We start from the raw sequence: 13,635 nt of genomic DNA on the forward strand, positions 1-13,635 counted from the left end.
TTTCTTACGTCCGTTTTACCCTGGGCTTACGGTAGTTTATAATGAGGGGCAAATAAGTAAAGACAGGAAGTGCCTATGAGTAAGCGAAAGAAACAAGGATATAAAAAATCGAAAAAGAACACAAACCGCTCTGAGAAGTCAGTTGTAAAACAGCCGCCTCAACATAGACCACCAAAAGGCAAGCCGCCCCGTGGTCAGAAAGCTGTAACCGCCGAGGTTACATGCACAGGCTTAACCGACGAAGGCAAAGGGGTTGCCGAGTGGAAGGGAAGACAGCTGGAAGTGCCTCTTCTTCTGCCTGGTGAAAAGGCTAAAGTGAGCGTCATTCAAAAAGGACGATTTTTGGACGCAGAATTGAAAGAAGTGATCCATTCTGCTGAGGAACGGGTGGATCCACCGTGTCCGTATTATTACGAGTGCGGAGGGTGTCAGCTCCAGCATATGAGTAATGAGGCGCAGACAGGTTTCAAGCAAAAGGCGATTGATACTCTGATGAAGCCCTTCGGAAAGCCGGAACCAATTTTCACTATGGATCATCCATATGATTACCGGAACAAGAGCCATACGACATTTGGTCTGAATCACAAGCGTCAGGTCATTGGTGGATTGTACGCTCAAAACACACATGAAATCATCCCGATGGATCGTTGTCTCATTCATGACCCGAAAGCAGACGAAATTGTGGAGTCCATCAAGGATTATATGAGGAACTCGAAAATGCAGCCATATAACGAAGACACCGGACGGGGGTTTTTGCGGCACGTACTGATTAAGGTCGGCAAAGTCAGCGGTGAAATCATGGTAGTGCTCGTGGCAGCCTCCTCTGAATTTAAGGGTAAAAACAATTTTGTGAAATCTTTAAGAAAAGCTCACCCTGATATTACGACCATGCTGTTAAATGTGAACAAACGGGATACAAGCGTCGTTCTCGGCGATCAGGAGCAGGTGATTTTCGGCAAGGGAACAATTACAGACACGTTGTGCGGTCTGGAATTTGAGATTTCTGCAAAGTCCTTTTATCAGATTAATCCGGTCCAGACGGAGAAGTTGTATGGAAAAGCGATTGAAATGGCCGGGCTGACAGGAAACGAAACCGTGATTGATGCCTACTGCGGGATTGGTACAATCGGTCTCGTTGCAAGCAAGAGTGCAGGAAAAGTCATTGGCGTAGAGGTAAATAAGGATGCGGTGCGTGATGCCATTCGCAATTCGAAGCGGAATGGTGTGAAGAATGCACGGTTCTACCAGGGTGACGCTGGAGAATTCATGGTGGACATGGCGGCACGTGGAGAGAAAGCGGATGTGGTGATTATGGATCCGCCGAGAAGTGGGAGCGACGAAGCGTTTTTATCAAGTGTCGTGAAGCTAAAACCGAAGCGGGTCGTGTACGTGTCCTGTAACCCTGAAACACAGGCGCGGGACTTAAAGTATCTGGTGAAGAATGGATATAAAGTTGATGGGATTCAGCCGGTGGATATGTTTCCGCAGACCTATCATGTCGAATCTGTAGCTAAGTTGGTGCTGGACGTATGAACAGTGTAAAAGCGCCTCATAACTTTTGCCTTAGAACACCTTTTTCAACATGTATCCGCTCGTGAAGCTTCCATGTGTGTGAGGGAGTAGAGTTTGCCTTCTCGCCTGGATCAAAATAAATCTAAAAAGCCTCTCAAAAGTTTCACTTATGAGAGGCTTTTTAGATTTATTTTATGGTGGACGTATGTTTTTATAGTAGTGCTATATTTTTTTGCCATCTCGATTGTTCCACTTAATCCCTCTTATTTGTTCTTCGTAAAATCATTGAAAAACTTCTCATTATACAGAACTTTAGGGTCATTCGGACGGTATTTTTTGGCCATATTATTATGCTCAATTGATTTTTGTACATTTCCTAACTCCCAATGACAAACGCAGAGCTGGAGGTGAGGGTACCAAGTAGAAAAAACCTCATGCTGAAATCCTCCAGTATCTTTTTTTATAGAGAATGCTAGATTATACCAGAAAACAGCGGTTTGATATGACCGATATGATAAAAAATGATCTCCAATCCGACAGCAAGGTTCAGGGCGTGGTGCATCATAACGGAGGGTTTTTAAGAGGGCTTCTATCTCTTTGTCTTTTTCTCCAAGCTTTTCGTGACAATCAGCTGAATATATACAGGCTGATATATTATCTTCCACCCACCCTTTCTTCCCTAAAAGAAATTCATTGTAATAATTGACTGCCTTATGATACTGCCCATGGTCCCTTAATTCATTAGCATAATAAAATAAATCTCTTGGAGTAAAATCCTCTCCATTCATCATTCGGCTTTCATAAATCCTTAGGTTTCTTCCAATAGTACTTGTTGATGTTTTTTTAGAATCTTTTTTATGTTCGATAGATATATCTGAGGATAAAATATTTCCTCTTACTTCAAGATATTCATGAACGGCACCTATCCATTTGAAATGATTGCTTCTTTTCACGATCCGGTTTCTTCTGTAATGAAAGGAAGTGTTGCCATATTCATCCCTTGAAACAATATATTTCATTGATACGGCATCGACCGAATCATCAAGGGAAACCTTGAGATTCTTGAATTTTTTTTGTTCATCAGGGTGTAAAATATCATCTGCGTCCAACCATAGGATAAAATCCATAGTAGCTTGACTGAATGAATAATTTCGAGCAGCTGAAAAGTCATCAATCCATTCAAAGTCGAGAATCTTTTCTGTAAACTTACTGGCAATTTTTTTGGTATTATCGGTCGATCCTGTGTCCACGATGATAATTTCATCACAAATTTCTTTAACACTCTTGAGGCACTCCGCTAATACTTCCTCTTCATTTTTTACAATCATGCAGAGACTGATGGTGGGCATTTAATATCCTCCCATAAAGTTTTTACATCACATCTTATGTACTGGGACAGAAATTTGAAACATCCTCATTTAGCTGTCTCTGTTAAATAATTTATACTGATTTCATGTAAGCGTTAATCCAGGAGACTAAAATCAGAGATACTCTTCTCCTTTTTACTTGGTTTCTTCTACTCTATGTGAAAAGCGAGCATAAAAAAGAAGGTTCCAAAAAGAAACCTTCTTTAAATAACAGCTCATTAATCTTCCTTGTCACCTACATTCATATCCTTTATGACCTGGAAGATTCCAACCTTTCCATCAGTGGTTCCAGGTTAGGGTCATTGATATAGTTTTCTATGGTGATAATTTCTTTATCGTTATGAGCGATTTTTGCTCGTTCTAATAGATCTTTATGCACCACAATGACATCGGAATCCTGAGGGGCATCTTCGATTCTATAGTGTTTTACTTCAATGCCTTCAATACCTTTCTTTTTCAATTTCTTTCTAAAGGTTGTGGCGCCTAATGCACTGCTTCCGGCACCGGCATCACAGGCAAAAGAAATTTTATCGATGCTTTTATCTTTCTTGCTGCTGGTGTAAATTTGTTTACCTTCCTGCTTCATAGATTTGGATTTCTCTATGGATTCAGAAAGCTCCTCATCTTCCTCTGAGTTTTTACCCATTTTCAGAATAAGTGCTGTAACAAAGAATGTTACAACAGCAGAAACCAGAACTCCGGCAAGGATGCCGACAAAACTTCCTTTAGGAGTCAAGCCAAGATAGGCAAAAATAGATCCTGGACTTGGACCTGCGACAAGTCCTGCATCAAACAGACTGAAAACAGCAATACCGGACATGCCACCGGCAATCATCCCCAGAATTGTAAGGGGTTTCATTAAAACGTAAGGGAAATACAGCTCATGAATTCCACCGAAGAAGTGGATGATTGATGCACCTGGTGCAGTTCGTCTAGCTGTTTTTCCACCGAAGAAAGTAAACGCCATCAATAGTCCAAGACCTGGTCCAGGGTTTGAAGCAACTGTAAAGTAAATGGATTTTCCTGTTTCAGCAGCCGCCTGCATACCTAGAGGGTAATAAATTCCCTGGTCAATCACATTGTTTAAGAATAATACCTTAGCAGGCTCGTTGATGAGAGACAGCAAAGGAAGTAACCCGGTAGCCACCAACGCCTCGATTGAAGCTGTTACAAAGTTATTGGCAGATTCGATAACGGGACCGATAAAATAGAAAGATAAGATCATTAACAAGAATCCCAATATTCCGAGAGAGAAATTATTGACGATCATTTCAAACCCTGCAGGAATTCTATTTTCCATGGCGTTGTCAAATTTCTTTATCACCCAGCCTCCCAGAGGACCAATAACCATTGCCCCTAAGAACATCGGGATATCTGAACCAACGATTAATCCAATAGCCCCGATTGCACCCATGACGGCTCCTCTTTGTCCGGCTACCATGCGTCCGCCTGTAATCGCTAATAGCAGGGGAAGCAAATATACAATAGCTGGTTCGACGATCTGGGCAAGTTCTTCATTGGGTATCCAGCCTGTAGGAATAAATAAAGCTGTCAACAGTCCCCAGGCGATAAAGGCTCCGATATTTGGTAATACCATGTTGGTTAGGAAGCCTCCAAAAGCCTGAACTTTCGCCCGTGTCGAAGGAGTGTTCTGATTCATCTCTACAACATTTGTTTCTCTAGCTGAATTTTCCATATAACCATCCCTTCTGATTATTCAGAGATATAAAAGTAAGACAGAATAGAGGGGAGGTAGAATAAAAATCTATTCTACCGTTTCAAGCAAATCTAAAATCTCCTGTTCACTCGTTGAGTTTTCAAGTTTTTCCTTTACTTCATCTTCAATAAGTACAGATGACAAGTCAGAAATTAAATCTAAATGTCCATCGCTGTCTTCAGCAGCCAGGACAAAAAGAATATTGACCTCTTTGTCTTCAGGGAATTGGACGGATTGTTCCAATTTCAACAAGGAAACATCTGTTTTTACGACGTTGTTTTCATTTTTTGCATGAGGCATGGCGATGCCTGGAACAATGACTATATAAGGACCATTCGTGTGTACATTGTTGATCATGGCATCAATATATTCAGGAGTGATCGATCCTTTATACAGCAAAGGGGAAGCCGCTTCCTTTATCGCATCCTCCCATGTGTTTACAGATTCTAAAAAACGTACATTTCCTTCTAAATGCTCGGCTAACATATCATCATCGCCTTTCATTCCTAGTTTTGTGAAGTTACCATTTTAAAGGTAAAATAATGATCATTTATCTTCGTTACAATTGCGGGCTCTTTGATTCGAGTGAAATGTTCAATCGCCTGTTCGATCCCATGTTCTTCAATATAATTTTGCAGCATGACAGCTTCTTCATCTTCGGGGTTGTGAAATAAAAAGCCTGCAGCAGCGGCAGCTGTTAGGTTATCGATCGGTAATCCTAATTCAAAAAGGGTCCGGATTGGTTTGATCAACCTTTCCTCGGAGCCAAGTTTTCGGATAGGCGCGCGGCCGACACGGAAGATATCATCACTGATATGCTCATTTTTGAAGCGGTCAATCGTCTTTTCTATAAACTCGCTCATTTCCTGAGTCTCAAAACTATAGGCATGAGTGAAGTAACGGGCAGATTCATGAAGAGTTGATCTTAAAAACTCTTCCATTTCTGCATTTCTCAATGCTCTTTGAATGGTTGGATACCCCTCTACAAATGCGAAGTAAGCTGTAGCCGCATGGCCCATATTCACCATATACAATTTCCGTTCAATATACGGTTTTAAATCCTCCACATAAGTGGCGTCTTGTATACGGGGCAGGTCCTCATTCTTCATTTCTGATCGATTAATCATCCATTCATAATAGGGTTCGACAAGAGAGATCTGCTCTCCATTTCTATCCTCTGACAGTGAAAGTCGATCAATAGCTGAATTCGGAAAGCCGGCAGATGAACGGATGGAATCCATTTCAGATTTAGTAAGAATACTCTCTATCTCACTTTTTAATTGGGATGAAGCATTGATTGAATTTTCGTTTGCAATGATATCGATTTTAGGCTTATCCAGATGAATTCTCTTTAACAGGCCTTCGGATAGAACGGGAGCAATCTTTGATAAATTATTTACACCTACAGATGTTGTGATGACGTCAGCCTCCACAATGGCGTTAAGCACATCTTCTTGTGAACGGCTGTGCAGAGCCCGCGCAGGAGAAATGGTTTCTAATGTGCGGTTTTCATCTAAGATTTCGAATCTATATTCCCCGCGCTGGTTTATGCTTTCGACCAGTTGAAGGTCGGCATCCACAAAGCAGACGTCAAATCCAGTTTTGTTGAGTAAATTCCCGATTAAGCCTCTTCCGATATTACCCGCACCAAAATGCAGCGCTTTCATATTTAGACCTCCTTTACGCACTTTTAATGAATACTTTTAGGACCCATTATTCTAGATTCGCATGATACTGCCATAGAGACTGGATTTCAATATCCTTTTTCTCAACCATCATCAGTGCAATCGTGTCACCTAGCAAAAGTAGACTTTGTTCGAATAGACTCTTCATTGGCTGTTCAGACTGGACGTCTTCAGAATTCTGATCTTTTGAACCGATCGGTATTCTAATGAATAGATCCGAGTATTGACTCATTGAGCTGTCCGGATTGGCGCCAATATGAGCAACCTTCGCATTATATTGTTTTGCTTTGTTTGCAATGATTAAAGGGAACTGCGTTTCACCGCTTCCTGACCCTACGATAAGTAAGTCCTTATCCGTTATGGCTGGTTCAGTGATTTGGCCGACTACGTAGGTGTCAACGCCAAGATGTGCTAATCTTTTCGCTATGGCCTGCAAAGATAAGAGAACTCTGCCAACCCCTACAAAAAATACTTTTTCTGCCTTGTTTATTTCTTCAATTAGTTCCTCAACATCGTTGCCTTCAATATTTGTTAAAGTAGCTGTAATTTCCTGCGCAATTTTTTTTGTAGCCTCATCGTAATTAACCATTGAATGCAGCCTCCTTATTCAATCCTTTAAGAATAGATTCTTCCATGATTTCTTTGTTATCTGCCAGACTATTGTTTGATTTAAATAAACTTGTACTACCAGCGACTAATATATCTGCACCGGCACTTACCAATTCTTCTATAGTATCTAAAGAGACACGCCCATCAACTTCAATTCTCGTATCCAATCCTTTAGATTTAATCAACTTCGATAAGTCATTTACTTTTTTCGTGGCATAAGACACTTGTTTTTCACCTTTATCTGTTGCAAAACCTGGGTTGATTAACATGAGCAGAACGGTATCGCACTGCGGCAGCACATAATCCAATACAGATAATGGAGTTGCCGGGTTAAGCGCAACACCTACTTTGGTGTCATGTTTCTTAATTAAATTGATGTAGCGGTCAATGTGTGAACTGGTCTCTAAATGGAACGTGATTTGTTCCACACCGATTCGCAGCATCTCTTGTATGAAAAACTCATTATCATTGGACATGATATGAACATCAAAATTCATATCTGTTATTTTTCTTAATTGCTCAATCGTTGAGATCCCTAAGGGCATGCTTGGACTAAAAGAACCGTCGATAATATCTATGTGTAATGTATCTAATCCAGCGTTTTCAATTTCTTTTACACTTTTCTCCAAGTTGCAGAGATCTGCACACATGATGGATGGGGCGATTGTAATTCTTTCTTGCATGTTTGTGCCTCCTTGTGTTGTTTTATTACCTTTTTTTTCATAATAATGCATGTTAATCATTGTGTAAAGCGTTTTCTTTATATTTTTTGCGCTTCTTTGCGTGTTTGTGTAGTTTTGATTATAATGGGGGTACATGTTAAGAAAACATAAGAGGAGTAATGTGTTTATGCTTAAACAAGAACGCCAGCAGAGAATTGTCGACATACTAAATGAAGAGCACAAAGTAATTGCAAGCGACTTAAGTAAGCGGCTGTCTGTTTCAGAAGATACAATTAGAAGAGACTTAAAAGAGCTGGATAATCAAGGTATCATTAAACGGGTGCATAGCGGGGCGCTGCGTGCAGGACCTCCAGTTGAAGACTTTTCAACGAGGCAGGGGATGGATAATGAGAATAAATCAAATCTGGCGACAAAGGCATTAAACCTTATTAAAGACGGTATGGTCGTTTTAATTGATGGGGGAACGACGAACTTACAATTGGTTCATCAACTGCCTTTGTCTCTAAAATGCACAGTGATTACAAACAGTCCCCCCATTGCTATGGCCCTTACGAATCATGAAGATGTGGAAGTAATTATGATAGGGGGCACTTTGTTTAAGCAGTCGATGGTTAACCTGGGAATCGACACATTTGAAGCGTTGGATAAAATGAGAGCCGATTTGTATATTATGGGGACCTATAAGATTGACCCTCAATTGGGAGTCAGTGTTCCAAGCTTGTCAGAAGCTTTAGTGAAACGAAAAATGACTTCTATATCTACCGAGATATTAGCTATGGTAACGGATGATAAGTTAGATACCATATCCAATCACATTGTCTGTCCGACAGATCAGTTGACCTATCTTATTACAGAACGGGTAAATGCTGATATAAAAAGTTTATACGAGCGACAAGGGATTACAGTAATTGATTAAAAAATCTTATCTTATACAAAAACGACCACCTCAATTGAGGTGGTCGTTTTTGTGGGTGGGTTATTGTTTCTCTTTTAAAAACTCTTCTACTATTTTATTAAACTTCTCACTATGCTCCCAAAACATGAGGTGGCCTCCAAGAGACTTTACTGATGCACCCGGGGTCAGCTTGTTCAGGTAAGGAACTGCGGTTTCTGCCCAATGCTCAGCGACAATAAAAAGAGTTGGGACAGATTCACTGCTTAAGTTTGCTTCGTTACGATAGTCAGAAAAGAGTCCGGAAGAAAACAAATTTGCGGCTATATAGTAAGGTGTCTTCAGGGACTGCTCTACAATCCACGTCAGTTCTGCTTCCTTCAGTTCCCGCTGGACCATGACTCCGGCTGCATAAGCGGAGATGAAATCCCGCTGGCCTTGCGGATGACGTAAATAGTTCGTATAGGCTGCAGCAAGGTCATCGAGAGGTCCTTCTACCCAATCCTGATCCTGCTTCACGGATAAAGACTTTGGAGGCATATCAATTAAAATAAGTGACTTGAGATCTTCGGTTCCGAATTGGCGGACGAATTCCCATACCGTTAAGCATCCGAATGACCAGCCGACAAGCGTTGGGTTTTCAACGTTTAGTGCTTTCAGTACTTGTTGTAGATCCGTACCATGGGTCACATAGTCATTGCCATGAACCGTCAGGGTGGATCGGCCATGACTTCTAGGGTCGATGACAATGGTGCGGTGAGTTTTTGAGAAATGGCGGACCTGTTCAGAGAAGACTTCAGTAGTAAATGTAAAGCCTGGAATAAATACAAGAGGGTCACCCTTTCCTGTATCCTGCACAAATAATTCGATCCCCGGTTCCACTTCAATATAAGATCCAGTCGTTTTCATGATCTGCCTCCTATTTTTTGTAAGATCCCAAGATTATTACCCGGGATCATCCTATTCAAAACAGCTTTATTCAATTAAGATAATTGTAAAAAATGAACCACCTCTATAGCCGGGGTGGCTTATTAGTCTGTTCTTCTTATTGGATAGGGGAAGATGGGTAATAACATTAATAATAGGATATTAATTCAAAAGGGGTTTCTGCGTTAACTTTCACCGTGTTTTCTGTTCTTTCTTCGTTTTTCATCCAAATATAGCTGATGATTTCGTCTTCCATTGTCACAAAGGTGACTTTATCATGTGTCAGTCTTTCCTGCGGGATAAACAGGCAGGTTAAATCGTTTACGCGGATGGAATAGACATCAGAGAATGTTCCTTTTTTTAGATCTCCTGTCTCTTTATCAATGAGCTCAACCCTGCCTCGGCCGTGAATGAGTAGTAGACAGTAGTCTTCGTCAAGCTGAAAGGTGTTGTTCGGTTGCCTATATTCGATTCCCAGTTTTTGAGCAATCATGGGTAAGCTGTTAAATAAAACCTCATTATGGCTTCCTTTCACCACATGCTTCTCTCCGTTTATAGCAAACACACTTGCTAAGGTTGCATTGCCGTCTCCAGCCTCTGTTTTTATCGCATTTATTACCTTTCCATCAATCCAGGCTTTTTTGGAGTGAGAGGGGATAACCTCAAAATACTTGATGGTTTCTTTTCCAATTCCGGCAATTAAGGTGAGGTTGATCTTTCGTTTGGATCGCTTGTTTTGTTTTTCATTCAGGTCATCTATGAGAGGATTTTTTGTATTCATTGATTCATAAGAAAGGAACGTATAACTATTAATAATGCTGCTTTTGTGTAACAAATAATCCCCATATGCTTTACCAGGCACGATATCATGAAGCCCGCTGAAATGTTCATGAATGGTTGTGATGTCATCTGTGCGATATAGTTTTGAAAGAATCCATAAATAAGCCTCCATGTAAAGACGTACCAAGTTGAACTTTTCGCCTGTATGAATAGGGAGGGATCCCCCGGTCCAATAGCTGAAATTAGGAGCGGAACCTGCATTTGGCGTACACATCATGATGACTTCATTCACATCCTTCTTATAGTAGGAGCTTTCTACATAAGCCCTGCTGACCAGCCCACCCATGCTGTGACAGATGATATTTACCTTCTTCTGCTTCGTGATTTTCTTTGCCTGTTGTATCGTTTCATATAAATAGTGCCTGGCAGAATGGTCAATCGGCTTCCGCCAATCGTAATAGGCAGTGAAAAGGTTCTCACCTTTAATTAATCCGAGTTCTCTTTCCAACAGATCAATAAATGGCTGATAAACAATGCCTGCAATCCCGAAATGCCAATCACCTGTTCCGGGAATAATGACATCACTCATAGAGCCGAATAATCCGGGTACAAAAACTACCGGGGGGTTCTCTTTTCTTAGCGGACGTTTAAACACCATTTATGCCTCCTTTAGAAAGGTACTGAGTGGAAAATATCAACATCCTGCCTACCTTAAAATGCACGGTTGTTTGTGAATGCCTGTGTTTTGATAATTATCGATTCCTATTACGGTCTTCCGGCTACTTCGAAAATGGACGGCTGCTGTGGGGTCTATTAGAAGAGGGTACATTCTTTGTTTTCTTACTTAACTATATGTTTCAGGAATGATTTTATTTGCAGGGTAATCGAGAGAAATTTCGTTTAATAGAATAGGGGTTTTTAGTAGAGGAGATCTGTTTAAACCGTTCATAACGGCCCACCCACAAATAAAACCTGCCCCTTAAGTGCATGTAATCACTCACGGGGCAGGTGATCTGAAAAAGGGATATTCTTTATAAGAAAAACAAAACAAACAGCTGCAGGTAAATCTGCACCATTACATAAAAGGCAAGGGCATATTTGTAGTTGAACAGCAGGCCGTTCTTAATAATGCTGAGCCTATTTACTGAACTTAAAATAATTGAAGGTAAAATAAGCGGCGACAGCATGATTGAAATAACGCTTCCTGATGTTATCCCGAGGACAACAATTTCTGGTGGATAGGGCAGCTCCACGCCTTGTAATATACCTGAAACGAGAACGATGACTGTGAGTGGCCCAAGTCCAATAAATCCTAAGATAATAACGACAAAAGGCAGGACCCATAAAAAGTTTAAAAATGGTACGGCATCGGTTACATAAAAAAGACCGTCGATAATGTATTCTCCATATCCCGACTGATTCACAGCATTAATTAAAAAGCCGGCTGCCAGCAGAATGGAGAACTGCTGGGCTTTACCCGGGATGCTTTTGGTTACGTACGTTCTGCCATTCTCTATAATGGCACTGCTTCTTCTACGAATGATGAAGTAGAAAATCACCCAGGCAACAATTACGATGGGGATTATATTCAATAGTTTTACATCTATGATGGCGTTGATAAGAAAAATGGAACCAAATAACGTAACGAATAAAAAGGCGAATTCCACTACGTCTCGATTTCCTTTTGTCTCCTGTTTCTTTTCTTCAGCAATTTTAGCGAGCTGCTCCTGGATGCCCTCTGTAAGGTCGATTCCGTAATGCCGCTCCTGGAAGTGCGAGAAGAGAACAGATAAGAAAATCCCGGCTAACGAGATGATAAACCCCTGAAGGATGGACAAGCCGAGCGATGCACCAAGCGCGTCGACGGCAAAAATGAAACTGGGAATGCTGACAACCCACATCGTCGTTAAGGAAAACGCACGAAGTAAGGCCGTTCCTTTATAATTCTCCCAAGCTTCTCCTTTTTGATTGCTTAAGAAGTCATTAATCATTCCGTAAACCATAGGGATCGAACCAAATAGTAAAAAGTAGGAGATAATCTGCGTAATTACCATCATCCCAAAATAAAATTTGCGGCTTGTATTGAGCAGTTTTTGGGCGAAATTGATGACTGATTTAATGTATGGCTTTTCTTCTAACACCCAGCTGATTGTCGGAACAATAAGCAAAAGAGCAATCAGTCCGCTCATCACTGTAAATCCAGATACGCTGCCTTCGATGAGCGAAGTGCCTGCTGAAAAGTGGACAATTAAGGCGATTATGAAAAGGAAGAGTGATACCCCTGCCTGTTTTAAGGGCAGAAAGAAATATCCAAGTAAAAAGGAAGCCAGCCCAAATAAAGAAAGCGTAGCTGATAGCACTTCTCCTCCTATGAAATAAACAATAAAATGCATGAGGACATATAAACTAATACATAAGGTATAGCCTATTTTGGCCAGTTGTACCATTGCTGATGCTCCAATCCTGGATCAATGTCTTGACCTTACACATCTTACCATAAGGAAGATCATTTATCTCAAGTCGTGCATGGGACCTTTCAGGACGCTTACTTTATTACTTATCAATCCTATGGCTGTTCTATAGCTCGGCCATAGGATTGAACATTGCGGGAACGTAGGACCGGGTACATGATTTAAAAAAGGATGCTGCGCAGCATCCTTTTTTAAATAGCATCTGTTTACACGCGATGTTGATTTTATATTCAGGTGGGCATGAACCCTTAACTAGAGCTGAGGACAGGCACCATGACCTTACTTATACAATCTGCGCAGCCCATGCAAATCCAAAATGCTGAATCCCACTTTTGAAAAAATCGGTAAAATAATAAAAGCTGCCACATCGACCATATCCTGGGTAAGTCCTACCCCGGAAGGACCGAGCAGCCATGCTGTCGGATAAAGAACCCAAAAGCATGTGAGGTAAGCGGCGCACCTTCGATAATGTACAGAGAGTTTATGGCCGAAGGTATCTGCTATCCGTCGTAATGGGAACCAAACGATGTACAAAATCAACAGGAGTGCGATAACCCCGAGAGTGTACCAAATATATTTAATAAAGCCTGTGGAAAAATCGGCGATTAAACCAGTCAGAATCATAAAAACATCCAAAGATACTAAAGTTACAAGCAATGTTTTGTTCTTTTTATCTACATAAATCATAGCTGTAAGGCCTAAAGCGAGTAATAAAAGCGGAGTGGTTACGACCCAATCAAGATACCTCGCAAAATAAACAGTGCGCTCAGATTGTTTAAGCACGCCCTGGCCGAAAGCGATCGCTAAATAGGCTGCACCTGACCATAATGGAATGGTAATGGCGAGGAAGTATTCATAGGTCGGCACCCCTTTTGGGCGTCGGCTTAAATAATAGAAATACAAAGCACCAGCCAGCATGATAAGAGAGTACAAGTAATGCAGAGTTGAAAAGTTTTCCACGAGCTGTCACCTCCGTTTTTTAGCTTCTACTA

11 protein-coding genes and 1 pseudogene are annotated in these 13,635 nt (G+C 41.1%); 2 read left to right on the forward strand and 10 right to left on the reverse strand.

Annotated features, from left to right (window positions below):
- The first annotated feature begins 75 nt into the window (after nt 1–75).
- On the forward strand, nt 76–1,533 hold the full coding sequence (rlmD, locus tag LC036_RS14420) for a 23S rRNA (uracil(1939)-C(5))-methyltransferase RlmD (RefSeq protein ID WP_226584062.1): 1,458 nt from the start codon (nt 76–78) through the stop codon (nt 1,531–1,533).
- A 242-nt stretch (nt 1,534–1,775) separates the two neighbouring features.
- Here the strand turns inward: rlmD and LC036_RS14425 are convergent, their stop codons facing one another.
- The 6 genes from LC036_RS14425 to LC036_RS14450 all read right to left on the reverse strand — a co-directional run bounded on the left by LC036_RS14425 (nt 1,776) and on the right by LC036_RS14450 (nt 7,573).
- A complete protein-coding gene (locus LC036_RS14425; RefSeq protein WP_226584066.1) occupies nt 1,776–2,861 on the reverse strand; it encodes a glycosyltransferase in 1,086 nt (361 codons plus the stop codon).
- Nucleotides 2,862–3,129: 268 nt separating this feature from the next.
- Nucleotides 3,130–4,575 carry a PTS mannitol transporter subunit IICB gene (locus tag LC036_RS14430; protein WP_319004479.1) on the reverse strand — a complete coding sequence of 482 codons (1,446 nt, stop codon included), beginning with the start codon at nt 4,573–4,575 and terminating at the stop codon, nt 3,130–3,132.
- A gap of 69 nt (nt 4,576–4,644) precedes the next feature.
- Nucleotides 4,645–5,082: a PTS sugar transporter subunit IIA gene (locus LC036_RS14435; protein WP_226584068.1), complete on the reverse strand. Its 438-nt coding sequence runs from the start codon at nt 5,080–5,082 to the stop codon at nt 4,645–4,647.
- Between the two features lie 20 nt (nt 5,083–5,102).
- Nucleotides 5,103–6,263, reverse strand: coding sequence for a mannitol-1-phosphate 5-dehydrogenase (locus LC036_RS14440; protein ID WP_226584070.1), 1,161 nt, complete (start codon nt 6,261–6,263; stop codon nt 5,103–5,105).
- A gap of 46 nt (nt 6,264–6,309) precedes the next feature.
- The gene (gene hxlB / locus LC036_RS14445) at nt 6,310–6,870 is read right to left on the reverse strand and encodes a 6-phospho-3-hexuloisomerase (RefSeq protein ID WP_226584073.1); all 561 of its coding nucleotides are present in this window, start codon (nt 6,868–6,870) and stop codon (nt 6,310–6,312) included.
- Nucleotides 6,863–7,573 carry a ribulose-phosphate 3-epimerase gene (locus tag LC036_RS14450; RefSeq protein WP_226584076.1) on the reverse strand — a complete coding sequence of 237 codons (711 nt, stop codon included), beginning with the start codon at nt 7,571–7,573 and terminating at the stop codon, nt 6,863–6,865. The genes hxlB and LC036_RS14450 overlap by 8 nt, the downstream gene beginning before the upstream one ends.
- Before the next feature lie 166 nt (nt 7,574–7,739).
- Between LC036_RS14450 and LC036_RS14455 the strand changes: the two genes are divergently transcribed.
- Nucleotides 7,740–8,489 carry a DeoR/GlpR family DNA-binding transcription regulator gene (locus LC036_RS14455; protein ID WP_226584079.1) on the forward strand — a complete coding sequence of 250 codons (750 nt, stop codon included), beginning with the start codon at nt 7,740–7,742 and terminating at the stop codon, nt 8,487–8,489.
- Nucleotides 8,490–8,549: 60 nt separating this feature from the next.
- Here the strand turns inward: LC036_RS14455 and LC036_RS14460 are convergent, their stop codons facing one another.
- From LC036_RS14460 to LC036_RS14475, 4 genes and pseudogenes are all read right to left on the reverse strand, one after another.
- Nucleotides 8,550–9,374 carry an alpha/beta fold hydrolase gene (locus LC036_RS14460; protein WP_226584082.1) on the reverse strand — a complete coding sequence of 275 codons (825 nt, stop codon included), beginning with the start codon at nt 9,372–9,374 and terminating at the stop codon, nt 8,550–8,552.
- A gap of 493 nt (nt 9,375–9,867) precedes the next feature.
- Nucleotides 9,868–10,830 (reverse strand): annotated as a pseudogene (locus tag LC036_RS14465) (esterase/lipase family protein); the annotation flags it as partial.
- 373 nt (nt 10,831–11,203) lie between these two features.
- Nucleotides 11,204–12,532 carry a hypothetical protein gene (locus LC036_RS14470; protein ID WP_319004480.1) on the reverse strand — a complete coding sequence of 443 codons (1,329 nt, stop codon included), beginning with the start codon at nt 12,530–12,532 and terminating at the stop codon, nt 11,204–11,206.
- A 390-nt stretch (nt 12,533–12,922) separates the two neighbouring features.
- A complete protein-coding gene (locus LC036_RS14475) occupies nt 12,923–13,603 on the reverse strand; it encodes a bacteriorhodopsin (protein ID WP_226584087.1) in 681 nt (226 codons plus the stop codon).
- Between the last annotated feature and the right edge of the window lie 32 nt (nt 13,604–13,635).

Origin of the sequence: Halobacillus litoralis (assembly GCF_020524025.1) — a bacterium.
In the GTDB taxonomy this organism is placed as follows: Bacteria; Bacillota; Bacilli; order Bacillales; family Halobacillaceae; genus Halobacillus; species Halobacillus litoralis_D.